Source organism: Streptomyces sp. NPDC088910, assembly GCF_044749865.1.
In the GTDB taxonomy this organism is placed as follows: Bacteria; Actinomycetota; Actinomycetes; order Streptomycetales; family Streptomycetaceae; genus Actinacidiphila.
This window is the reverse complement of record NZ_JBIVIV010000017.1, coordinates 142,913-164,590: the sequence shown is the minus strand read 5'-3', so window position 1 is coordinate 164,590 and position 21,678 is coordinate 142,913. Positions and strand designations below refer to the sequence as shown.

Sequence of the window (21,678 nt, the reverse complement as noted above, 5' to 3'; positions counted from 1 at the left end):
GGCGCACGGCGCCTTGTCGGGCGCCGCGCACCGGTCCGTGGATCGGGCATGGATCTTCGGCCAAGTATCAGATGATATTGATTTCCTTGGCCGTCAAATGCCGCGGCGGGCGTCAGCGGTCCTCGGCGGAGGGCTGGCGCGCGGCCTCGGCGCGGGCGAAGGCGGCGTCCACCGCCGCGTCCTCCTTGGCCTTGTTGGCCCCGCCCTGGTTCTTGATGATCGTCACGATGACGGCGATGAAGAGGATCGCCATCACCAGCGGCGGCACGATCGCGGATACGTAGTCCATACCGACCAGCGTAGCCACGCCTCCCGCGCCGCCGACGGCGGGTGGGTGCGGCGGGGCCCGTCAGGCCGAGCGGGCCTCGTCGTCCCGCTTGGGCGCGGCGGGCTTGCGGCCGGGCGGCCAGATCTCGGCGGGCGTCGGCGGGCGCTTGGGCGCGCCCTCGCCGGGCCCCGGCGAGGGGGACGGCGCCGGGGACTTCGGGCGGGGCGAAGGAGCCGGGGACGGCTTCTTCTCCGCCGGGTCCGCGGCGGTGGCGGAACGGGCGCCCGGAAGGGCGAGCAGGCGGCGCGACGTGGTCATATGGGCCTCCAGACGGAGTCGTACGTCGTTCTCTGCGAGGGTTTCGCAGCGGCGCAGCAGTGCGGTGCGCCGCCGGTACTCCGGGGTTCCGCTCGGTGCGGCACGCAGGCGGCGCAGTGCGGCGAGGTCGTCCGCGCCGGGTACGTAGCCGCTGGCGAGCGCGGCGGTGAGCCGTTCCAGATACCCGCCCGCGCTTCCGGGCAGCGCCTGCCGGTACCGGCTCAGCTCGTCCAGCAGGAACGACCGCAGCCGTCCCGCCTCGGCCACCGCGTCGTCCACGGCGTGCACGAGCCGGAGGTATTCCTGTACGTGCTCGGCGGGCCGCGCCGGTACGCGCGCCTGTGCGGCGGGGCGTACGGGTCCGCGGAGCTGTTCCGCCGGGCGTACGTGCTCGGCCGGGCGCGGCGCGAGCACGGCGTCGGCGGCGGCGGTGTCGGTCCGGCCCGCGTAAGGGGACAGGACTTCCGCCAGGGCTCGGCGCAGCACGCGCAGTTCGTCCGCGCTGAACGCCATCCCGCCTCGGTTTCCGTGTGGCGTGGGCATAGCGAAAGATTAGTCTTTAACCGGACAAATCACACGCATCCTCGCGCACTCGGGTGCGTCGCCCGCCCCGTACCGCCGCAAGCCCCCCGTACGGCCCGGAGCCGCCCCGTACCGCCGGGCGACACGGCGAGACACGCCGGGCGACACGGCGTACACCCCGGGCGCTACGACGTCTGGACGTTCCGCTCGTACACCAGCCGCAGTCCGATCAGCGTCAGCCAGGGCTCGTGCTCGTCGATGATCGACGCCTCGCCCAGGACCAGCGGCGCCAGGCCGCCCGTCGCGATCACGGTCACGTCGTCCGGGTCGTCGGCCAGCTCGCGCGCCATCCGCTCGGCGATGCCGTCGGCCTGCCCGGCGAAACCGTAGAGGATGCCGGACTGCATGGCCTCGATCGTGTTCTTGCCGATGACGCTGCGCGGCCTGGCCAGCTCGATCTTGCGCAGCTGCGCGCCGCGCATGCCGAGCGCGTCCACCGAGATCTCGATGCCGGGCGCGATGGCGCCGCCCACGTACTCCCCGCGCGCCGACACCGCGTCGAAGGTGGTCGCCGTGCCGAAGTCCACGACGATGCACGGGCCGCCGTAGAGGTGCACGGCGGCCAGCGAGTTGATGATCCGGTCGGAGCCGACCTCCTTGGGGTGGTCGACCAGGATCGGCACACCGGTCTTGACGCCCGGCTCGACCAGGATCGACGGGACGTCGCCGTAGTAGCGGCGGGTCACCTCGCGCAGCTCGTGCAGCACCGACGGCACCGTCGAGCAGATCGCGATGCCGTCGATGCCGTCGCCGAGGTCGCCGAGCAGCGGGTGCATCCCCATCAGGCCCTGGAGCAGTACGGCCAGTTCGTCGGCGGTACGGCGCGGGTCGGTGGAGATCCGCCAGTGCTCGACGATCTCCTCCCCGTCGAACAGCCCGAGGACGGTGTGGGTGTTGCCGACGTCGATGGTGAGCAGCATGCGCCCCTACGCTTCCGCTCGTCGGCCCGCGGCGTCCGCGCGCAGGTCGAGGCCGATGTCCAGGATCGGGGAGGAGTGGGTGAGGCCGCCGACCGCCAGGTAGTCCACGCCGGTCTCGGCGTAGGCGCGGGCGGTGTCCAGGGTGAGGCGGCCCGAGGACTCCAGCACCGCGCGGCCCGCGACCAGCGCGACGGCCTCCGCGGTCTCGGCCGGGGTGAAGTTGTCCAGCAGGATCAGGTCGGCGCCCGCGTCCAGCACCTCGCGCACCTGGTGCATCGTGTCGACCTCGACCTCGACCGCCAGATCGGGGAACTCCTCGCGGACCAGCTTGAACGCCTGCGCCACGCCGCCCGCCGCGACCACGTGGTTGTCCTTGACCAGCGCCGCGTCCGACAGCGACATCCGGTGGTTGACGCCGCCGCCGCAGCGGACCGCGTACTTCTCCAGCGCCCGCAGGCCCGGTGTCGTCTTGCGGGTGTCGCGGACCTTCGCGGAGGTGCCCTCCAGCACGTCGGCCCACTCGCGGGTGGCGGTGGCGATCCCGGAGAGCCTGCACAGCAGATTGAGCGCGCTGCGCTCGGCGGTCAGCAGGTCGCGGGTGCGGGTGCGCACGGTGAGCAGCTTCTGCCCGGCCGCGACCCGGTCGCCGTCCTCCACGTGCCGCTCGACCTCGAACTCGTCGGTGCACACCACCGACAGCACCGCCTCGGTGACCCGCAGGCCCGCCACGGTGCCCGCCTCGCGGGCGGTGAAGTCGCCGGTGGAGAAGGCGTCCTCGGGGACGGTCGCCACGGTCGTGACGTCCACGCCCTGGTCCAGGTCCTCCTCGATCGCCATGTGCGCGATGTCCTCGACCTGCACCGGGTCAAGGCCCGCGTCCATCAGGAGCTGCGCCAGGTCGGGGTCGAGGCCGCACTCCAGCGGGTCGAGGCCGTACGCGTCGTCGTACGCCTCGCCCGCGCCGCAGCCGCAGCCGTCACCGCAGCCGCCGCCGGTCACCTCGCTCGGCGGGCCGATCTGCGGCAGCGGGAGGGCGACGGGCCGGGGACGGTCGGGGGTGGTCACGAGGGCTCCTTCGGATTCCGAGCGGCGTGCGGCGGACGGTTCGCGGTACTGGGCGCGGCGTCCGGCGCGGTGCCGTTGGGGGCGGCCCCATCATCCACGATCGGAGCGGTCCCGGGGGCGCCGCCCCGGGTGTCCCCCGTGCCGCCGCCGGTCGGCGGGAAGTCCGTGCCTTCGGTGGTGTGCACCGCGAGCGTGCGGTGCGGGGTGAGGCGTACGACGAGATGCCGGCGCCACGCCTGGTCGTCGCGGTCGGGGCGGTCCTCGCGCCAGTGGCAGCCGCGGGTCTCCTCGCGGCGGCGGGCGGCGGCGACCAGCACCCGGGCGACCAGGCCCAGATTGGTCGCCTCCCAGGTCTCGACGCACGGCTCGGCGGTCTTGCCGTCCCTGTCGTACTCCTCGACGGCCGCGGTGTGCAGCCGTTCCAGCGCGCCCGCCGCGGTGGCCAGGCTGTCGGCGCTGCGCAGGACGCCCGCGCCCGCCGACATGATCCGCTGCACCTCGTAGCGCGCCTCGGAGGCCAGCAGCGGGGTGTGCGCGGGCTCCGGGATGACGGGCTCGCCCGGCACGGTCGGGTCGGCGACGATGTCGGCGGCGATCCGCTCGGCGAAGACCAGCCCTTCGAGGAGCGAGTTCGACGCGAGCCGGTTCGCGCCGTGCACGCCCGTACAGGCGACCTCGCCGCACGCGTACAGGCCGGGGACGGTCGTACGGCCGAGGAGGTCGGTACGGACGCCGCCGGACGCGTGGTGCGCGGCGGGCGCGACCGGGATCGGCTCGGTGACGGGGTCGATGCCGTGGGCGCGGCAGGCGGCCAGGATGGTGGGGAAACGCTCCTCCCACATGGTGGCGCCGAAGTGCCGGGCGTCGAGGTACATGTGCTCGGCGCCGGTCTCCTGCATCCGCCGCGTGATGCCCTTGGCGACGATGTCGCGCGGGGCCAGTTCGGCCAGTTCGTGCTGGCCGACCATGAAGCGGACCCCGTCGGCGTCCACCAGGTGCGCGCCCTCGCCGCGTACCGCCTCCGAGACCAGCGGCTGCTGGCCCTCGGCGTCCGGGCCCAGCCACAGCACGGTCGGGTGGAACTGGACGAATTCCAGGTCGCTGACCTCGGCGCCCGCGCGCAGCGCCAGCGCCACGCCGTCGCCCGTCGACACCGCCGGGTTGGTGGTCGCCGAGAACACCTGGCCCATGCCGCCGGTGGCCAGGACGACGGCGCGGGCGCGTACGGCTCCGACGCCGTCGCGCTGCCCGGCGCCCATCACGTGCAAGGTGACGCCCGCGGTGCGGCCCTCGGCGTCGGTGAGCAGGTCGAGGACCAGCGCGTTCTCGACGAAGTCGATATTGGCTTCGCGGACCGCCTCGATCAGCGCGCGGGAGACCTCGGCGCCGGTCGCGTCGCCGCCCGCGTGGACGATCCGGCGGCGGTGGTGGCCGCCCTCGCGGGTCAGCAGGATCTCGCCGCTGGTCTTGTCGGTGTCGAAGTGCGCGCCGGTCGCGATGAGGCGGCGCACCGCGGCGGGGCCCTCGGTGACCAGGGTGGCGACGGCCGTCTCGTCGCAGACACCCGCGCCCGCGACGAGGGTGTCGGCCAGGTGCTGCTCGGGGGTGTCGCCCTCGCCGAGGGCCGCGGCTATGCCGCCCTGCGCCCAGCGGGTCGAGCCGTCGTCCAGGTGCGCCTTGGTCACGACGGTGACCTTCGCTCCCGCGGCGGCGCAGCGCAGGGCGACGGTGAGGCCCGCGACGCCCGAGCCGACCACGACCACGTCGGAGGTCAGCGTCCAGCCGGGCTCGGCGGCGTACAGGCGGATGCCGGTACTCGCGCTTGTGGCTCTGGTTCCGTTCATTCGGCGGCTCCGAACTCCAGCGGGAGGTTGTCGATCAGGCGGGTGGTGCCGGCCTTGGCGGCGACGGCGAGGACGGCGGGGCCCGCGTGGTCCGGCGCGGCTTCGGTGAAGTCGGCGGGGTCGATGAGGGCCAGGTAGTCGACGGCGAGGCCGTCGGCCGTGGCCAGGACGTGTCCTGCCGCCCGTCGTACGGCGTCCGGGCCGCCCCCGGCCGCGTCCCGGCCCGCGAACAGGGCGCGGGACAGGGCCAGGGCGTGCTCGCGGTCCCGCTCCGACAGGTAGCGGTTGCGGCTGGACAGCGCCAGGCCGTCCGGCTCGCGCACGGTCGGTACGGCGACGATCTCGACGGGGAAGTTCAGGTCGGTGACCATGCGGCGGATCAGGGCGAGCTGCTGGGCGTCCTTCTGCCCGAAGAAGGCCGCGGCGGGCCGCGTGAGGTGCAGCAGCTTGGCGACGACGGTCAGCATGCCGTCGAAGTGGCCGGGCCGGGACGCGCCCTCGTACCGCTCGCCCATGGGTCCCGCGGTGATACGGACCTGCGGTCGGCCGCCGGGGTAGACCTCGTCGGTGGCGGGCGCGAAGACGTGGTCGGCGCCGGCCTTCTGCGCCAGCACGACGTCGGCTTCGAGGGTGCGGGGGTAGCGGTCGAGGTCCTCGTTCGGCCCGAACTGGAGGGGGTTGACGAAGACGGTGACGGTGACGAGGCCGTCGCCCGCGTAGGCGCGGGCCGCGCGGATCAGGGCGGCGTGGCCCTCGTGCAGCGCGCCCATCGTCATGACGACGGCGGCGGCCGGGGGCAGTTCCGCCGCGGTGTGCACCAGCTCGGTCACGGGGTCCCTCCATTGGCGAGGGCGCCGAGCAGCGCCTCCGCGAACTCCGGTTTCAGCATTCCGTTGGCCAGAGCGCGGTCCGCGGTGGCGCGGGCCATTCCCACGTACGAGGCCACCGTCTCGGGGGCGTGCGCGCGCAGTTCGTCCAGGTGCGCGGTGACGGTGCCGGCGTCGCCGCGGGCGACCGGCCCGGTCAGGGCGGCGTCACCGGAGCGCAGGGCGTTGTCGAGCGCGGCGCCCAGCAGCGGGCCGAGCATGCGGCCGGGCTCGGCGACGCCCGACGCCTTGAGCAGGTCCATCGACTGGGCCACCAGGGTGACGAGGTGGTTCGCGCCGATGGCCAGTGCCGCGTGGTAGAGCGGGCGGGCGGCCTCCTCGATCCACTCGGGCTCGCCGCCCATCTCGATGACGAGCGCCTCGGCGGCCAGCCGCAGCTCGCCGGGGGCGGTCACGCCGAAGGAGCAGCCCGCCAGGCGCTGCACGTCCACCGGGGTGCCGGAGAAGGTCATCACCGGGTGCAGCGCGAGCGGCAGCGCGCCCGCGCGCAGCGCCGGGTCGAGCACGGACGTGCCGTACCGGCCCGAGGTGTGCACCAGCAGCTGGCCCGGCCGCACCGCGCCGGTCTCCGCGAGACCCTTGACCAGGTCGGGCAGGGCGTCGTCGGGGACGGTCAGCAGTACGAGGTCGGCGCGTTCGAACACCGCGGCCGGTTCCACCAGGGGGACGCCGGGGAGCAGCGCCGCGGCGCGGCGCTTGGACGCCTCGGACACGCCGGACGCCGCCACGGGGCGGTGCCCCGCCATGCGCAGCGCCGCCGCCAGTGCGGGGCCCACTCGGCCGGCTCCCACGACCCCGACGGCCAGTCGCGCCGGCCGCCCCTCCGCCTTGCCCATCTCGTCCACGCGCGCTCCGAGCCTTCCGTTCCAGTCCTCACCGGGGTACCGGACGCCTTCTCGTCAATCCTACGCGAATCCCCTCCGGGGCGGTCAGCCCGTGCGGGGTGCCCGCTGCGAGAGCTTCAGCACACCGCTGCGTCTCTTTGTCTTGTTTCTTTCCCGCCCGCCCACCCGTGCGGGTGCTTTGTCGTCTGCGGGTGCCGCCTGTGCCTGGTCGGTGCCGGTCCGGGGCACCTCCTCGAAATGCGGCTACCTGGCCCCGCGTATCCGGCACCCTTCTTGTCACCGCATTTCTGCGGGGGCACCCCGCCCCGTCCCCTCCTCGCTCGTCGGCGTCCGCCTGCCGGTGGGGGTTGCCGGGGGGGGGGAGGGGGGTCTTTCGGCGAACCGTCCCCCGAGTCACCCGACGTCCAGCCGGGGGGGGCGAAAGGTCTGGCGGAAGGGCGCACCGGCGCAGCGCGGTTCGCCGGGAGGACCCCCCTCCGCCACCCCCACCGGACAGGCGGACGCCGACGTACCGGGAGGGGACGGGCCGGGGTGCCCCCGCAGGGGGACGAACGGACAAGGGGCTGGACGTTTTCGAAGTGGGTGCACGTTCGTCGCCCGAGGAGGTGCCCCGGACCGGCACCGACCCAGGCACAAGCGGCACCCGCAGACGAAAAAGCACCCGCACGGGTGGGCGGGTGGGCGGGGAAAGGAGGGAGGGCGGGCACCCGCGCGGGGGGCGATAAGGCGTGGCGGGGGACCGCCCTGGAAGGGAGTATCGGGGGATGGGCGATGACGGCGAGATGCGGGAGAAGGTCGCGGCGGCAGTCGCGAAGTGCGACGGAAGGGTCCTGATGTCCGGCCCCAAGGCAACCCTTGGGGAACGGCTGGCGCGGCTCGCCGAAGAGGCGGCGACGGCGTACGACGTGACGGAACCGGTGGACATCTACGGCGACGGCGTCGTGGCCGCCCTGGAGCGCCGCGTGGCGGAAACCCTCGGCACGCAGGACGCGGCCTTCTTCCCGACGGGCACGATGGCCCAGCAAGTGGCCCTGCGGGCATGGGCGGCCCGCACGGGCAACGCGACGGTGGCGCTGCACCCGATGGCACACCCGGAGGTGCACGAACGCGGCGCGCTGCACGCGGTGAGCGGCCTGCGCACCGTCCACCCGACGACGGAACCCCGCCTGCCGACCGCGGAAGAGATCCGCGACTTCGAGGAGCCGTTCGGCACCCTGATGCTCGAACTGCCGCTGCGGGACGCCGGTTTCGTGCTGCCGTCGTGGGACGAGCTGACGGCGACGGTGGCCGCCGCCCGCGACCGGGACGCGGTCGTGCACTTCGACGGCGCCCGCCTGTGGGAGTGCACACCCCACTTCGGCCGCCCGCTGCCGGAGATCGCGGCCCTCGCGGACAGCGTGTACGTGAGCTTCTACAAGTCGCTGGACGGCATCTCGGGCGCGGCCCTGGCCGCCTCCGCGGACGTCGTCGCGGAGGCGAAGGCGTGGCGGCACCGGTACGGCGGCATGCTGTTCCAGCAGTTCCCCGCCGCGCTGGCGGCGCTGGCCGGTCTCGACACCGTGCTGCCGCGGCTCCCGTCGTTCGTGGCGCACGCCAAGCCGGTCGCGCGGGCCCTGCGCGAGGGCCTGACGGAGGGCGGTGTGCCGTGGCTGCGGGTGCACCCGGAAGAGCCGCAGACCCATCAGTTCCAGCTCTGGCTGCCGTATCCGGCCGACGTCCTGGGCGAGGCGTCACTGCGTCAGGCCGAGGAGACCAGGATCTCCCTCTTCGGCCGCGCCGTCTTCGCGGAGCCGGGCGTGCCCGGCCTGTCCATGACGGAGGTGACGGTCGCGGCCCCGGCGCTCGAATGGACCGAGCAGGACGTCAGGGAGGCGGCGGCGGCCTTCGCGCGCCGCCTCCCCCGGCCGTAGGGCCGAGGCCGCCCGCTCAGCCGCCCACCCGCAGCAGCAGCTTCCCCGTGCTCCTGCGCGACTCCAGCAGCCGGTGCGCCTCCGCCGCCCGCTCCAGCGGGAATTCGGCGCTCACCGGCAGCTCCACATCGCCGTCGGTGACGGTACGGAAGGCGGCGTCGGCGATCCGCCGCAGCCGCTGCGGCTCCTGCGCGGCCATGCCGAGGACGGAGAAGCCCGAGACGGACAGCCCCAGCGGATACGTGTCGGCGGGCCCGATCCGCCAGGGCTCCTCCGAACCGGCGTTGCCGAAGGAGACGAGGCGGCCGAAGCGGCCGAGCGTGCCGAGGGTGCGGCGGAAGGTCTCGCCGCCGACCGGGTCGAGGGCGATGTCGACGCCCCGCCCGCCGGTCGCCGCCCGGACGTCGGTGTCGAAGGTCGCGGCCGTGAAGACCACGTCGTAACCGGACTTGAGCGCGTGGTCGGCCTTGTCGAGGCTGGAGACGACGCCGTAGACGGCCGCCGCGCCGCCCAGCCGGGCGAGCTGTCCCGCGACCGTGCCGACGCCGCCCGCCGCGCCTTGGACGAGCACGGTGTCGCCCTCGCGCAGCCGCCCGACCTCGTGCAGCAGCGCGTACGCGGTGGGCAGCACGCTGGGGAGGGTGGCGCCGGTGCGCAGGTCGAGTCCCGCGGGCAGGGCGAAGACGGTGGCGGCGGGCGCGAGCGCGGTCTCGGCGTAGCCGCCGCCGTCGAGGAAGGCGGCGACCTCCTGGCCGGGCGTGAAGTCGGTGACGTCCGGGCCGACCTCGCGGATCAGCCCCGAGACCTCGAGGCCCGGCCGGAAGGGCAGCGCCTCCACCCGGTAGCCCTCGGCCCTGGCCTTGACGTCGGCGAAGTTGACGCCCGCCCAGGCGACGTCGACGGTGACCTCGCCGGGGCCCGGCGAGGGTCGCGGCACGTCCGCGAGGCGCAGAACCTCGGGACCTCCGTACTGCTCGAAAACGATGGCGCGCATGTCGTACTCCCCCGTGCTGTGATCCCTACCGGTCGGTACGGACCTTCCCTGATCGGCCCGGCGTGAACCCGTATCCGCGAACCGCCGGTAACCGCTTCAGGGGTCCGGCCGCCTCAGCCGCCGGCCCGCACCAGGCCCGTCTCGTAGGCCAGGACGACGGCCTGGACGCGGTCGCGCAGGCCCAGTTTGGTGAGGATGCGGCCGACGTGCGTCTTGACCGTGGCCTCCGACAGGACCAGCTTGCGGGCGATCTCGCCGTTGGACAGGCCCTGGGCGACCAGCAGCAGCACCTCGCGCTCGCGCTCGGTCAGCTTGTCGACCTCCTTGTGCTCCTCGGCCGCCGCGGACGGCAGCATCGGGGTGAAGCGGTCGAGCAGCCGCCGGGTGGTGCTGGGCGCCACCACGGCGTCGCCGCTGTGCACGGCCCGGATCGCGCCGAGCAGTTCGTCCGGCGGCACGTCCTTGAGCATGAAGCCGCTGGCGCCCGCCTTGAGCGCGGCGAAGGCGTACTCGTCCAGGTCGAAGGTGGTCAGGATGAGGACCCGCGGGCCCTCGCCCTCCCGGCGGACCGCCTCGCCGCGGTCGCCCCCGCAGATGTGCCGGGTCGCCTCGACCCCGTCCATCCGCGGCATGCGGACGTCCATCAGCACGACGTCGACCCGCGTGTGCCGCAGCACCTCCAGCGCTTCGGCGCCGTCGCCCGCCTCGGCCACGACCTCCATGTCCGGCTGGGCGGCGAGCACCATCCGGAACCCGGTGCGCAGCAGCACCTGGTCGTCGACGAGCATGACGCGGATCGCCATTGTCCTGCCTCTCGGTTGTTCTCCGTGGTCACGGCCGCCGGTCCTCGCCGGTCCCGGCCGTGGTGGTCGTCCGGCTAACCGGTTCTCAGCGGCAGCACCGCGCTGATCCGGAAGCCCCCGCCGGGGCGCGGACCCGCGTCGAGCGTGCCGCCGACCATGCCTATCCGCTCCCGCATGCCGATCAGGCCCTGGCCCAGGCCGTCCCGGCCGCCCTGCTGGTACAGCTCGTGCCGGGCGCCGCGCCCGTCGTCCTCGATCAGCAGGTCGAGCGCCGCGTCGCCGAAGCCCAGCATGACGCTGGCGCTGGCGCCGTCCCCGCCGTGCTTGCGGACGTTCGTCAGCGCCTCCTGCACGATGCGGTACGCGGTCAGCTCGACGCCGCTGGACAGCGGTCTGGCGTCGCCCGCGACCTCGAATCTGACCGGCAGGCCCGCGCCGCGCACCTGGTCGATCAGATCGGCGAGCTGGTCGACGCCGGGCTGCGGCACGTACTCGCCGCCCGCGTCGTCGCCCGCGCGCAGCAGCCCGAGCAGCCGCCGCATCTCGGCGAGGGCCTGTCTGCCGGTGGTGGAGATGGTCGACAGCGCCTGCTTGGCCTGGTCGGGCGCGGCGTCCAGCACATACGCGGCGCCGTCCGCCTGGACGACCATCACCGAGACGTTGTGCGCCACGACGTCGTGCAGCTCGCGGGCGATACGGGCCCGCTCGGCCGCCACCGCCGCCTTGGACTGCGCCTCGCGCTCCCGGTGCAGCCGGGCCGCCCGCTCCTCCAGCTCCGCGTAGTACGCGCGGCGGGTACGGAGGCGGTCGCCGACCACCCACGACAGGGCGAAGATCACCGTCAGGAAGAAGGTCTGGAGCAGCGTCGTCCAGACCGTCGAGTACTCGTCGTGCGGCGGCCAGCGCAGCATCGACAGCGGCGCCGCCGCGAGGCCCGCCAGCAGGGCCAGCCGGGACGACCAGCGCTCGCCGTTGGACGCGCACGTGTAGATGATCGCCAGCATCGCCGCGTCGCCGGGATTGGTCTGCACGCCCAGCGCCAACTGGGTCAGGCCGACCCCGATGGCCAGCAGCAGCATCTTCTCCGGCGCACGGCGGCGCAGCGCCACCACGACCGCCAGCGCGCCGGACAGCGGCACCGCCAGCAGCCGCTCGGGGAACCTCAGGTCGGGGACTTCCAGCACCCACACAGCGCAGACCACGAGCAGGACGAGGGCCCAGAAGCCGTCGACCCACGTCGGGTGTCTGCGGAGAAAGTCGTAGATGCGCTGCACATAACCCAGCGTAGGCAACGGAACCCGTGCCGGGGTCAGCCGCTGGAGCGATCTCCCCTACTCCCCAAGGTGGACCCTCCGGGCCGGGTCCCCCCACTCACCTCTACGTCCCGCCGCCCGTGCCCCGCCTCTCCGCGGGAGGGCCCGCCCCGTCCGGGGCGCGGGGAGAGCGCGCCGCCGGCCCCCGCCGGCCGGTGGTCCGCAGACCACCGGACTGCCCCGCCGGGGCCGGTGGTGACCTGCGGGAGCACCGTGGCTGAGCGCGCGGTTCCTCCCCCGGCGCAACGGAAGCGCCCGGGGCCGGGCCGCGAAGAGCCACGACCCGCGCGGGGAGGGGTCAGCCGGCGCGGCGGTGGCCCGTGCGGGAGCGCGAGCGCTTCTCGACGTACATGCGCTGGTCGGCCGAGTGGAGGACTTCCTCGGCGGTCATCCCGCACCCGGCCCAGCCGATGCCGAAGCTGGCGCCGACGCGGACGGCGCGCCCGTCGACGCGGATGGGCGGGATGATGGCGTTGCGGAGGCGGACGGAGAGGTCGGCGGCGTCGGCGGGCGCCAGCCCGTCGGCGAGGACGACGAACTCGTCGCCGCCGAGGCGGGCGACGGTGTCGCCGTCGCGGACGGCGCCGGTGAGGCGGCGGGCGACCTCGATGAGGACGGCGTCACCGGTGTGGTGCCCGAAGCGGTCGTTGATGGACTTGAAGCCGTCGAGGTCGCAGAAGAGGACGGCGAGGCCCTTGCCCGCGTTCTCGGGGTCGCTCTCGTCGGGCGCGGTGACGTGGGTGTGCGAGTCGTAGCCGAGGGCGCCGAGGGGCGCGGCGAGCTCCTCGGGCCCGTAGCCGTAGCTGAAGGCGAACTCGTCGGGCCCTTCGCCGGGGACGCCGAGGGCGTCGGAGAGGTCGTGGGCGTCGCGGTCCTGGGGCCGCGAACAGAGCCGGGCGGAGAGCCGGGCGCGCAGTTCGGCGCTATTGGGCAGGCCGGTGAGCGAGTCGTGGCTGGCGCGGTGGGCGAGTTGCAGCTCGCGGCCCTTGCGCTCCTCGATGTCCTCGACGTGGGTGAGCAGGAAGCGCGGCCCGTCGGCGGTGTCGGCGACGACCGAATTGCGCAGCGAGGCCCAGACGTAGCTGCCGTCGCGCCGCGCGAGCCGCAGTTCGGCCCGGCCGCCCTCGGCGGAGGTGCGCAGCAGCAGGCCGACGTCCTCGGGGTGGACGAGGTCGGAGAAGGAGTAGCGGCGCATGGTGGAGGCGGAGCGGCCCAGGAGGCGGCACAGGGCGTCGTTGGCGCGCAGCAGCTTGCCGTGCTGGTCGCCGCCCATCTCGGCGATGGCCATGCCGCTGGGGGCGTACTCGAAAGCCTGCCGGAAGCTCTCCTCGCTGGCGCGCAGTGCCTGCTGGTCGCGTTCGAGCCGGACGAGGGCGCGCTGCATGTTGGCGCGCAGCCGGGCGTTGCTGATGGCTATGCCGGCCTGGAACGCGTACATCTGGAGGGCTTCGCAGCCCCAGGGGCCGGGGTGCCTGCCGCTGGTGGGCTTGTCGACGGATATGACGCCGATCAGCTCGCTGCCGACGGTCTGCGAGGAGTACATGGGGGCGTAGAGGCGGTCGCCGGGGTGCCACTCGTCGGCGAAGCGGGGCAGCGGGCCCTCGGTGTGCCACTGGGGCACGTCGTCGTCGATGAGGACCCAGCCCTCGGTGTGCGGGATGAAGCGCAGGGTGCCCCAGCGCTCGCCCATGGTGAGGCGGCGCTCCCAGGAGGTGCGCGAGCCGATGCGTCCGGCCATGAGGGCCTCGGCCGCGGCGCTGCCCGCGAAGGCGGCCACGATGAGATCGCCGTCGGGGCGTACCAGATTGACGGCGGCCAGCTCGTAGTTCAGCCCTTTGACCACGCCTTCCGCGACGGCCTGAAGGGTGTCCGCGAGACTCCGCGCCGTGTTGAGGTCCGCGACGACCTGGTGCAGCTGACGCAGGGTCGCGAGACGGACATACGGCTCCGACTCGGTGTCCATGCCTCTCTCCGCGCCCTCGACAGCAACTCCTGATAATTTCAAATCAACGGATTACACGGGCCACTGAATCACAGCGAGCTGTGCCCCAGGTACACAGGGTCAACAATTCCTCGCCCTTGTGACTCAAGTCACATCATCATGTAAGCGGTTGAACACACAACGTAGAGCCCTGGTCCTAGGACCGGCCACGGCCCGCCTCCGACCGGAGCCCGATGCGCGCGATTCCTACCGCCCCGTAACGTGATGGATGTGCTTGAACCTTCACCCGGACGGCATCCTGGGACCACCATGGGCCTATCCGAGACCGTCGACCTCGACGACTTCCGCGCCGCGATGTCCCGCCTGGCGGCGGGCGTCGTCCTCATCACCGCACACGACTCGGAGGACGAGCCGCGCGGCGAGGACGTCGGCATGACCGCCACCGCCTTCCTCTCCGTCTCGCTCGAACCGCCGCTGGTGATGGTGAGTGTCCGCGAGGGCTCGCGGATGGACGACCTGCTGGAGCGGCAGCCGCGCTGGGCCGCCTCGGTCCTCAGCGAGAGCCAGCGGCACATCGCGGGCCGCTTCGCGATGCGCGGCCGGATCAGCGACCGGCTGCTCTTCGAGGACATCTCGTACTACCGGGGCGAACACTCCGGCGCTCCCGTGCTCGGCGGCGCGCTCGCGATACTCGAGTGCGAGACGCAGCAGCGGGTGCCCGCCGGTGACCACACCCTGGTGGTGGGGCGGGTGCTGACGGCCAGGACGCCGAGCGCCGACGGCGGGCCGCTGACGTACTTCCGCGGCCGGTACCGCTACCTGCGCTGAGCCGTGGGCTCCCGCCTGCGCCGAGCTGTGCGCCGTATACCCGGGTATACGGGTCCCCGAGGCGGTCCGCTCAGTCCCAGCCGCCGCCGCTGCGGCCCCGCTTGGTCTGACTGCGCTGCTTCTTCACGCGCAGCCGCCGCTCGTTGATCCCGCGCGGGATCTTCGTGGCGCGGCGCGCCTTGGGCGGCGGCGCCGTGGCCTGCGCCAGCAGCGCGGCGAGGCGGGTGAGCGCCGTCTCCCTGTTGCGCCACTGCGAGCGATGCTCGGACGCCTTGACCGTCAGTACGCCGCCGGTCAGCCGTCCCGCGAGCCGTTCCAGCGCGCGTTCCTTCCACACCGGCGGCAGCGACTCCGTACGCGCGAGGTCGAAGCGCAACTCGACTTGCGAGTCGGAGGTGTTCACATGCTGACCGCCCGGCCCCGAGGAACGCGAGAAACGCCACAGAAGCTCGGCCTCCGGCACGGAGACCGAACCGCGAATGAGAAGTGGCCCGGACATGTGTCCCATGATCCCGCGTCCGGGGCCCGCGCGTCACGGGGTTTTCGACAGCGGCGCAACAGTTTCGGCGGCGGCGCAACAGCACAGTTGCAGGATTACTGAACCGTACGATCCTGTGACCGCGTTCTGGGGAATGACGGTAGTTTCGTCGGAGTACCTATGACAGACCACAAAAGGGGACTCCTCATGGCTGTAAGCCTGTCCAAGGGCGGCAACGTCTCACTGACCAAAGAGGCGCCCGGCCTGACGGCCGTGACTGTCGGCCTCGGCTGGGACGTGCGGACGACCACCGGCACCGACTTCGACCTCGACGCCAGCGCCATCGCCGTGAAGGTGGACGGCAAGGTCTACTCCGACGGCCACTTCGTCTTCTTCAACAACAAGCAGACCCCGGACCAGACCATCGTCCACACCGGCGACAACCGGACCGGTGAGGGCGACGGCGACGACGAGGCGATCAACGTCAACCTCGCGGGCCTGCCCGCCGACATCGACAAGATCGTCTTCCCCGTCTCGATCTACGACGCCGAGGCCCGCAGCCAGAACTTCGGCCAGGTCCGCAACGCGTACATCCGCATCGTCAACCAGGCCGGCGGCGCCGAGATCGCCCGCTACGACCTGAGCGAGGACGCGGCCACCGAGACCGCCATGGTCTTCGGCGAGCTGTACCGCAACGGCGCCGAGTGGAAGTTCCGCGCCGTCGGCCAGGGTTACGCCTCCGGCCTCGTCGGCATCGCGACCGACTTCGGTGTGACCCTCTAACACACGGGTCACCGTCAGAGCCGCCCACCGCACGGCCCCCGCCCCGGACGCTTCCGGGGACCGGGGGCCGTTCGCGTGTCCGGGCGGCGCAGGTTCTCCCGTGTGCGCCTGTGCGGGTGTCCGGGTGTACGGGTGTCCGGGTGTCCGCCTGTCCGGGTGTACGGGCCCGCACGCGCGGGTGACACCATCGGTGGGTGATCGACCTCGGATACGCCCTTTCGCGCCGCTTTCCCGACCCGCCGCAGATGGATTACCGGACGGCGGATGTGCGGACCCTGCGGCACGATCTGTTCTGCGGGGATGTGTATGTGGCCGAGGGCGAGCGGGAGTTGTCCACAGGCTGGGGATGGGTGCCGGTGCTGGACTTCGCCTGGGCGTTGTGCGACATCGTGGAGGAACTGGACCGGGACCCGGCGGGGAGCAGAGCGGCGCGGCCGCAATATGCGGAGTTCGACTTCACGGAGTCGGCGGACCGGCTGAGGTTCGTACGGCGTTTCGGCTATGTGGACGTGACGGCCGACTGGGTCGAGGACGAGCCGCCGTTGTCCTTGCACCACGCGGAACTACGGCGGGAGGCGCGGGATTTCCTGCACGATGTGGTGGCCGACCTCACGGATATGCACGAGGGCCTGGACGGAAATCCGGTGATCTGGGATCTGCTGAGCCGTTTCCCGCGGGTGTGAGGCGGGTGTGAGGCGGATGCGGGACGGGCGTGAAGCGGATGGTGTGAGGCGGTCACGGAAGTGAGGGCGCCGCTTGACCTCAAGTCCGCTTGAGGTTGTTGGCTGGGGTCCGCACGCGCCGCGCCCGTACCCCGACAGGAGACCCGCCATGCACGCCGTACGACTGCACGCCTTCGGCCCTCCGGAGAATCTGCGGTACGAGGGGGTGCCGGACCCCGTGCCGGGCGCGGGACAGGTGCGGATCGCGGTCGAGGCGGCCGGAGTGCACCTGGTGGACACCACACTGCGGGCCGGGAAGTACGAGGGCGGCCCGATGCCCGCGCCCGAACTGCCGACGATTCCGGGCCGGGAGGTGGCGGGCACCGTGGACGCGCTCGGGGACGGCACCGATCGGGCGTGGCTCGGCCGCCGCGTCGTCGCGCACCTGGGCATGGTGCCCGGCGGGTACGCGGGGGCCGCGGTCACCGACGCCGCCCGGCTGCACGCGCTCCCCGACGGCCTGGACGCCGCCGCGGCCGTCGCGATGATCGGCACGGGCCGTACGACGGTGGGCATCCTGCGGCTGGCGGAACTGCGGGCGGCCGACACCGTGGTGGTGCTGGCCGCCGCGGGCGGCATCGGGACGCTGGTGGTGCAGTACGCGCGGCAGCTCGGCGCGACCGTCGTCGGCGCGGCGGGCGGCGCGGAGAAGACCGAACGGGTCCGCTCGCTGGGCGCGGGCCTCGCCGTCGACTACGGGCGGCCGGAATGGACGCGGGAGGTGCGGGCCTTCCTCGGGGGCGCGGGCGCGACCGTCGTCCTCGACTCCGTGGGCGGCGGCCTCGCGCGCGCCGCGGTCGGCCTGCTGGCGCCCGGCGGCCGGCACCTCGTCTACGGCTGGTCCTCGGGCGAACCGTTGCGTTTCGCCGACAGCGAACTCGCCGAGCGCGGCATCACCTCGCGGGTCGTCGTGGGCCCGGCCCTCCAGAAGTTCACCGGCACCCCGGAAGGGATGCGCGCGCTGGAGACCGAGGCGTTGGAGGCCGCCGCCGACGGCCGGCTGCGGCCCGCCGTACAGCGTTTCCCGCTCGCGGACGCCGCCGGGGCGCACCGGGCGCTGGAGTCGCGGGCGACGATGGGCAAGGTCGTCCTGATCCCGTAGCCGGGACTTCGGGCGGGGACGGCGTACGGCCCGCACACGCGCTCGCCGGGTGCCGTCTTTCCGGCTTGGGAACTCCTTTACGCTCCCCGAGAGTTCTCAGATCGCGTACGGACCACGTACCGAACCCCGCCCGAGGAGAGACCCGCTCATGGCCCTGTGGGACCGCTTGAAAGACTCCACCAAGACGATGCAGACCCAGCTCAACGCGAAGAAGAACGACCTGAAGAGCGGGGCCTTCCGCGATGCCAGCATGGCGATGTGCGCGCTCGTGGCCGCCGCCGACGGCTCCGTCGACCCGTCCGAGCGGCAGCGCGTCGCGTCGCTGATCGCGAGCAACGACGTGTTGCAGAATTTCCCGGCGCCCGACCTCCAGCGCCGTTTCGAGGACTACCTGACCAAGCTCACCGCCGACTTCGCCCTCGGCAAGGTGGCGATCCTCCAGGAGATCGCCAAGGTGCAGAAGAAGCCGACGGAGGCGCGTGCCGTCATCCAGATCGGCATCGTCATCGGCGGCGCCGACGGCGACTTCGACAAGACCGAGCAGGCCGTCGTGCGCGAGGCGTGCTTCGCGGTGGGCCTCAACCCGGCGGAGTTCGACCTCTGACCGGCCCCGCGTGACCGGGGGTCTCCGTCACCGGGGGCTTCCGCGACCGGGGTTCGTGGTCCGGTCGAGTTCGTGATCCGGCGCCCCTGCCTCCGGCGGTGCGCGGCCTGGTGACGGCCGCGCCGCCGGGCGGCACATGCCGCGTGCCCATTTTTGGCCATATTGGGCTGTTCGAATGACATGACCCTCCGCGTCCCCATATCTTCATGCTGATACCAGCGGAAACCGGTACAGCACTGCGCGCCACCGGGCGACTCCTGGGGAAGCGAGGTGCTGACCGTGCCGGTGGGGGGCTCCGCGTGCCGCGCGGCGGCCGTGGCGGTACGAGCCGTCACACCGGTCGCCGTCGCCGTCTTCGCCGTCGCTGTCTTGGCAGGCGTCGTGGCCGGGGCGGGCCGGGCGTCGGCCGCGACGGAAACCGGCAGCGGCGGGGAAGCCGGGAGCGGCGGGCACCAGCCGGTGACCGTGGCGGTGTGCGTCGACGGCAGGATCATCAGCCGACTGCTGCATCTGGATGTCTCCTTACGGCTCCCGGTGGGCCGCCTCACCGTGAAGGTCGGTGAACCCTGCGGCCCCAGGCCGCCGTCCGGCGGGGGCACGCCGACACCCACGCCGACGTCGTCCCCGACCCCCACCTCTTCCCCCTCCCCCACGTGCACCCCCACCGCGGCCCCGACGGCCTCGGGCCCCGTAGCCGTACCGCCGCCCGTGACGCCGCCCACGAATGGCGCGGGCCGCCCGACACCGTCCCCCGCGGGCTCCGCGCCCGTTCCTCCCCCGTCCGCAGCGCCCGCCGACGCCGCGTCCGCCCGGCACCGTACGGCCGCCGCGTCCGGCGTACGCCCGGCCGCGCCCTTGTCACCGACGCCGTCGTCGGCCGGGGACGACGACGCGAAGCCGCGCGGCACGGGCGCCGAACCGCCCTTCGACGCGCAGCCGCCGCCGTCGCCCGGCCCCGACGAGAGCGTGTCGCGCTGGTGGCTGCTGTCGATGCTGGCCGTCCTGTTGCCCGCCGCCCTCGCGGCCCTGCCGCGCTTCGTCGCACGTCGCCGCTGACCTCGGGCCGTCCGGAGCGGTCGCGTCGTCAGAAGTCACGTCGCCCAGAAGTCACCTCGCCCAGAAGTCACCTCGTCCAGAAGTCACGTCGCCCAGAGGTCGCCTCGCCCAGAGGTCACCTCGTCCAGAGCAGGCGCGCACCCGCGCGCACCGAACCACCTGAGACCTGAGCACCGCCGTACCGAAGCCCCAGGAGTCGTATGTCCATGTACGTCGTCTCGCTGCTGTCCGTCCTCGGCGGTGTCGCCTTCGCCGTCCTGCTGGGCCACTTCCTCGGCCAGGAACAGCGGCTGGCGAGCGTCGAGTTCAACGGTCAGGCGCTGTCGCTCATCGGCGGTGTCCTGCTCAGTTCCTTCATCCTGCTGACCGGTTTCCAGGTCGCCGGCAGCTGGTCCGCGCTGAGCACCGCGCGGTCCCGTACGTACGACGAGGCCAGGGCGCTGGGTGACACGTACTGGGCGGCGGGCGGTCTCGCGAGCCCCGACCGCGTCAAGGTGCGGGCGCTGCTGCGGCAGTACACCTCCGACGTCAGGACCGTGGAGTTCCCCGAACTCGCCCACGGGCACACCAGCCCCGAGGCGTGGCATGCCCTCGACCAGGTGCGCGCGGCCGTCGGCGCCGCCGCGCCCGGCCACCAGACGGCGAAGTCCGCCGCCACGACGGCGCTGGCCACGGTCTACGAAACGCGCACCGACCGCGCCGCCGAGGTCAAAGCGGGCATGCCCCGGATCACCTGGCTCGCCATGCTGGTCGCCGGCGGCTTCCTCATCGCCTTCCCCCCGGTCCTCGGCCTCACCGCCACCGCCCGCCATCTCGTGGCCCTCTGTTTCGTGGGCGCCGCCATCGCCTTCGCCATCTGCCTCACCGCCCAGCTCAACCACGCCTTCCAACACCCCTTCGGCGTCCGCGACACCGCCTTCACCTTCGCCGAGTCCCGCTTCCACCAAATGGACGGCTGACGTCCTGCGGACGGCTCGCCGCCGCGAACGCACCTCGGCCGTAACGAACGGCAGCCCGTTGCCGCGCGGGTGGACGGCGGGGGCGCTTCAGGGGGCGGGGGTCACCACTGCACGTCCGCCACCAGGGGGCGGTGGTCGGAGAGGGGGGTCAGGGGGGCGGTCGCCGAGGTCAGGGCGGGGCGGACCGAGGAGGGCGGGACGCCGTGGGCCAGGATGTGGTCGAACTGGACGAGGGGGCGGTGGGCGGGGTAGGTGGGGGTGCGGGCGAGGTCGTGCCAGCGCTCGCGGCCGGTGGCGGCGAGGACGGTCCTCGGTACGGCGCCGGTCAGGTTGAAGTCGCCCAGGAGCAGGTAGGGGCGGGGCAGGTCGGCGATCCAGCGGCGTACGGCGGCGAGTTGGCGGGCGTTCCAGCCGGGCACGAAGGACAGGTGCAGGGCGACGGCCGTGAACGGTCCGGCGTTGCCCTCCAGTACGGCGGCCAGCACGGCCCGCGGCTGGTCCCGTACCCATACGAGCCCCGGCCGTCCGGCCACCCGCAGCGGCAGCGCGAAGGGCGCGGGTGCGAGCCGCCGGGCCCGCCAGTGCCGTACCGGCAGCCGGGTGAGCAGGGCGACCCCGTGCGCGGGCGCATCGCCGTACGCCTCCACCCCGCCAGCCGCGCCCGCGTCCGTATCCGTGCCCGTATCCGTGCCCGCACCCGCACCCGCACCCGCACCCGCACCCGCACCCGCACCCGCACCCGCACCCGGTGGACCGTAGACCCGGAGGTCCGGCGCTTTCGGGTCCAGGACCCATCCCTCGCCCGGGACGGACCGGCCGTGGACGGCGGAGGCGAAGCGCCAGTGCGCGGCGCCCATCGCGTCGGCCGCGACCCGCGCCTGGTCGATCCGCCCGGACCGTTCCTGGGCGCGGTCGACCTCCTGGAGTGCCACGACGTCGGCGTCCAGCGCCGCCACGGCCGCGCCCAACGGCTCCCCCGCCGCCTCCCCCACCCCGAACGCCACCGGCCGCCCCCCGGTCATCGCCTGCCCATGCAGCACGTTAAACGTCACAAAGCGCACACTCCGACGATAGCCACACCCCCGGTGACCAGCAGCGCCCGACCGGGGCGGGCCGTATCCGCGAGTCGGGTGCCGCGAACCGCCCGGCGCGGACCGAGCCGTCGGTGAACCCCCTGCGGTCGGTCGCCCCCCGGTGCGCGGACTCCCGCGAGATCACTGACCCGCCGGAAGCCAACAGCCCGACCGTCCGCGACCGTTGGGGCCCGGTCCGGCGCCGGGCCGCCCCGCGGGCAGCGTTCCGGCCACCGCGGCCGGCCTCGGTCCCCCGCCCCCGGGCGGCAGCCCAGAGAGCGCTCTCACCACATCTTGACGGCAGCGCATGTACACGGGTTCAATCAACTTCGCTCAGTTGTCTACACCACCGGACGCCCCGCCTCCGCGCCGCGACCGGTCC

General features: G+C 73.4%; 21 protein-coding genes. 8 read left to right on the top strand and 13 right to left on the bottom strand.

The genetic code is table 11. From position 1 onward, the window contains the following. Positions 1-112: 112 nt before the first annotated feature. The 7 genes from ACIP4Z_RS32020 to ACIP4Z_RS31990 all read right to left on the bottom strand — a co-directional run bounded on the left by ACIP4Z_RS32020 (position 113) and on the right by ACIP4Z_RS31990 (position 6,720). Positions 113-289 carry a hypothetical protein gene (locus ACIP4Z_RS32020; RefSeq protein ID WP_355342252.1) on the bottom strand — a complete coding sequence of 59 codons (177 nt, stop codon included), beginning with the start codon at positions 287-289 and terminating at the stop codon, positions 113-115. A 60-nt stretch (positions 290-349) separates the two neighbouring features. Then, the gene (locus ACIP4Z_RS32015) at positions 350-1,129 is read right to left on the bottom strand and encodes a hypothetical protein (protein WP_401313823.1); all 780 of its coding nucleotides are present in this window, start codon (positions 1,127-1,129) and stop codon (positions 350-352) included. A gap of 164 nt (positions 1,130-1,293) precedes the next feature. After that, the gene (locus ACIP4Z_RS32010) at positions 1,294-2,088 is read right to left on the bottom strand and encodes a type III pantothenate kinase (protein ID WP_355342247.1); all 795 of its coding nucleotides are present in this window, start codon (positions 2,086-2,088) and stop codon (positions 1,294-1,296) included. Positions 2,089-2,094: 6 nt separating this feature from the next. Next, entirely contained in the window at positions 2,095-3,153 is a 1,059-nt protein-coding gene (gene nadC, locus ACIP4Z_RS32005; RefSeq protein WP_355342244.1) for a carboxylating nicotinate-nucleotide diphosphorylase, read from the bottom strand. Next, positions 3,150-4,997, bottom strand: coding sequence for an L-aspartate oxidase (locus ACIP4Z_RS32000; protein ID WP_355342241.1), 1,848 nt, complete (start codon positions 4,995-4,997; stop codon positions 3,150-3,152). Before ACIP4Z_RS32000 ends, nadC begins: the two co-directional genes overlap by 4 nt. Further along, the gene (gene panC, locus ACIP4Z_RS31995) at positions 4,994-5,773 is read right to left on the bottom strand and encodes a pantoate--beta-alanine ligase (protein ID WP_391049788.1); all 780 of its coding nucleotides are present in this window, start codon (positions 5,771-5,773) and stop codon (positions 4,994-4,996) included. The genes ACIP4Z_RS32000 and panC overlap by 4 nt, the downstream gene beginning before the upstream one ends. Positions 5,774-5,823: 50 nt before the next feature. Continuing rightward, positions 5,824-6,720: a DUF2520 domain-containing protein gene (locus ACIP4Z_RS31990; RefSeq protein ID WP_355342364.1), complete on the bottom strand. Its 897-nt coding sequence runs from the start codon at positions 6,718-6,720 to the stop codon at positions 5,824-5,826. Positions 6,721-7,493: 773 nt separating this feature from the next. Here ACIP4Z_RS31990 and ACIP4Z_RS31985 point away from each other — a divergent pair. Next, positions 7,494-8,639, top strand: coding sequence for a threonine aldolase family protein (locus ACIP4Z_RS31985; RefSeq protein ID WP_401313821.1), 1,146 nt, complete (start codon positions 7,494-7,496; stop codon positions 8,637-8,639). A gap of 16 nt (positions 8,640-8,655) precedes the next feature. Here the strand turns inward: ACIP4Z_RS31985 and ACIP4Z_RS31980 are convergent, their stop codons facing one another. The 4 genes from ACIP4Z_RS31980 to cdgB form a co-directional block, all read right to left on the bottom strand. Further along, positions 8,656-9,633 (bottom strand): zinc-binding alcohol dehydrogenase family protein, encoded by a 978-nt coding sequence (locus ACIP4Z_RS31980; RefSeq protein WP_401313819.1) that lies wholly within the window; start codon positions 9,631-9,633, stop codon positions 8,656-8,658. 113 nt (positions 9,634-9,746) lie between these two features. After that, positions 9,747-10,436, bottom strand: coding sequence for a response regulator transcription factor (locus tag ACIP4Z_RS31975; protein ID WP_355342358.1), 690 nt, complete (start codon positions 10,434-10,436; stop codon positions 9,747-9,749). 74 nt (positions 10,437-10,510) lie between these two features. After that, entirely contained in the window at positions 10,511-11,710 is a 1,200-nt protein-coding gene (locus ACIP4Z_RS31970; RefSeq protein ID WP_391049646.1) for a histidine kinase, read from the bottom strand. Positions 11,711-12,047: 337 nt separating this feature from the next. Next, positions 12,048-13,712, bottom strand: a complete 1,665-nt coding sequence (cdgB, locus tag ACIP4Z_RS31965) for a diguanylate cyclase CdgB (protein WP_355342229.1) — start codon at positions 13,710-13,712, stop codon at positions 12,048-12,050. Between the two features lie 288 nt (positions 13,713-14,000). Here cdgB and ACIP4Z_RS31960 point away from each other — a divergent pair, with 288 nt between their 5' ends. Further along, positions 14,001-14,519, top strand: a complete 519-nt coding sequence (locus ACIP4Z_RS31960; protein WP_355342226.1) for a flavin reductase family protein — start codon at positions 14,001-14,003, stop codon at positions 14,517-14,519. Between the two features lie 70 nt (positions 14,520-14,589). On the opposite strand, the gene arfB is transcribed toward ACIP4Z_RS31960, so the two are convergent. Continuing rightward, the gene (gene arfB, locus ACIP4Z_RS31955; RefSeq protein WP_355342223.1) at positions 14,590-15,027 is read right to left on the bottom strand and encodes an alternative ribosome rescue aminoacyl-tRNA hydrolase ArfB; all 438 of its coding nucleotides are present in this window, start codon (positions 15,025-15,027) and stop codon (positions 14,590-14,592) included. Between the two features lie 177 nt (positions 15,028-15,204). Between arfB and ACIP4Z_RS31950 the strand changes: the two genes are divergently transcribed. From ACIP4Z_RS31950 to ACIP4Z_RS31925, 6 genes are all read left to right on the top strand, one after another. Beyond that, positions 15,205-15,780: a TerD family protein gene (locus ACIP4Z_RS31950; RefSeq protein WP_355342220.1), complete on the top strand. Its 576-nt coding sequence runs from the start codon at positions 15,205-15,207 to the stop codon at positions 15,778-15,780. A gap of 194 nt (positions 15,781-15,974) precedes the next feature. Further along, positions 15,975-16,463, top strand: coding sequence for a hypothetical protein (locus tag ACIP4Z_RS31945; RefSeq protein WP_391049648.1), 489 nt, complete (start codon positions 15,975-15,977; stop codon positions 16,461-16,463). 148 nt (positions 16,464-16,611) lie between these two features. Further along, positions 16,612-17,604: a zinc-binding dehydrogenase gene (locus tag ACIP4Z_RS31940; RefSeq protein WP_401313815.1), complete on the top strand. Its 993-nt coding sequence runs from the start codon at positions 16,612-16,614 to the stop codon at positions 17,602-17,604. A gap of 148 nt (positions 17,605-17,752) precedes the next feature. Further along, positions 17,753-18,208 (top strand): TerB family tellurite resistance protein, encoded by a 456-nt coding sequence (locus tag ACIP4Z_RS31935; RefSeq protein WP_355342211.1) that lies wholly within the window; start codon positions 17,753-17,755, stop codon positions 18,206-18,208. Between the two features lie 279 nt (positions 18,209-18,487). After that, the gene (locus ACIP4Z_RS31930) at positions 18,488-19,264 is read left to right on the top strand and encodes a hypothetical protein (RefSeq protein WP_401313813.1); all 777 of its coding nucleotides are present in this window, start codon (positions 18,488-18,490) and stop codon (positions 19,262-19,264) included. 200 nt (positions 19,265-19,464) lie between these two features. Next, positions 19,465-20,223, top strand: coding sequence for a hypothetical protein (locus tag ACIP4Z_RS31925; protein WP_355342205.1), 759 nt, complete (start codon positions 19,465-19,467; stop codon positions 20,221-20,223). A 101-nt stretch (positions 20,224-20,324) separates the two neighbouring features. Here the strand turns inward: ACIP4Z_RS31925 and ACIP4Z_RS31920 are convergent, their stop codons facing one another. Continuing rightward, positions 20,325-21,275, bottom strand: a complete 951-nt coding sequence (locus tag ACIP4Z_RS31920; RefSeq protein WP_401313811.1) for an endonuclease/exonuclease/phosphatase family protein — start codon at positions 21,273-21,275, stop codon at positions 20,325-20,327. Between the last annotated feature and the right edge of the window lie 403 nt (positions 21,276-21,678).

Coding starts and splice junctions, on each gene's coding strand:
- ACIP4Z_RS31990 (WP_355342364.1), bottom strand. CDS start 6,720: ATGGGCAAGGCGGAGGGGCGGCCGGCGCGACTGGCCGTCGGGGTCGTG.
- cdgB (WP_355342229.1), bottom strand. CDS start 13,712: ATGGACACCGAGTCGGAGCCGTATGTCCGTCTCGCGACCCTGCGTCAG.
- ACIP4Z_RS31980 (WP_401313819.1), bottom strand. CDS start 9,633: ATGCGCGCCATCGTTTTCGAGCAGTACGGAGGTCCCGAGGTTCTGCGC.
- ACIP4Z_RS31960 (WP_355342226.1), top strand. CDS start 14,001: ATGGGCCTATCCGAGACCGTCGACCTCGACGACTTCCGCGCCGCGATG.
- ACIP4Z_RS32010 (WP_355342247.1), bottom strand. CDS start 2,088: ATGCTGCTCACCATCGACGTCGGCAACACCCACACCGTCCTCGGGCTG.
- ACIP4Z_RS32020 (WP_355342252.1), bottom strand. CDS start 289: ATGGACTACGTATCCGCGATCGTGCCGCCGCTGGTGATGGCGATCCTC.
- arfB (WP_355342223.1), bottom strand. CDS start 15,027: ATGGGACACATGTCCGGGCCACTTCTCATTCGCGGTTCGGTCTCCGTG.
- ACIP4Z_RS31985 (WP_401313821.1), top strand. CDS start 7,494: ATGGGCGATGACGGCGAGATGCGGGAGAAGGTCGCGGCGGCAGTCGCG.
- ACIP4Z_RS31940 (WP_401313815.1), top strand. CDS start 16,612: ATGCACGCCGTACGACTGCACGCCTTCGGCCCTCCGGAGAATCTGCGG.
- ACIP4Z_RS32000 (WP_355342241.1), bottom strand. CDS start 4,997: ATGAACGGAACCAGAGCCACAAGCGCGAGTACCGGCATCCGCCTGTAC.
- panC (WP_391049788.1), bottom strand. CDS start 5,773: ATGACGATGGGCGCGCTGCACGAGGGCCACGCCGCCCTGATCCGCGCG.
- ACIP4Z_RS31925 (WP_355342205.1), top strand. CDS start 19,465: ATGTCCATGTACGTCGTCTCGCTGCTGTCCGTCCTCGGCGGTGTCGCC.
- ACIP4Z_RS31975 (WP_355342358.1), bottom strand. CDS start 10,436: ATGGCGATCCGCGTCATGCTCGTCGACGACCAGGTGCTGCTGCGCACC.
- ACIP4Z_RS31935 (WP_355342211.1), top strand. CDS start 17,753: ATGGCCCTGTGGGACCGCTTGAAAGACTCCACCAAGACGATGCAGACC.
- ACIP4Z_RS31950 (WP_355342220.1), top strand. CDS start 15,205: ATGGCTGTAAGCCTGTCCAAGGGCGGCAACGTCTCACTGACCAAAGAG.
- ACIP4Z_RS32015 (WP_401313823.1), bottom strand. CDS start 1,129: ATGCCCACGCCACACGGAAACCGAGGCGGGATGGCGTTCAGCGCGGAC.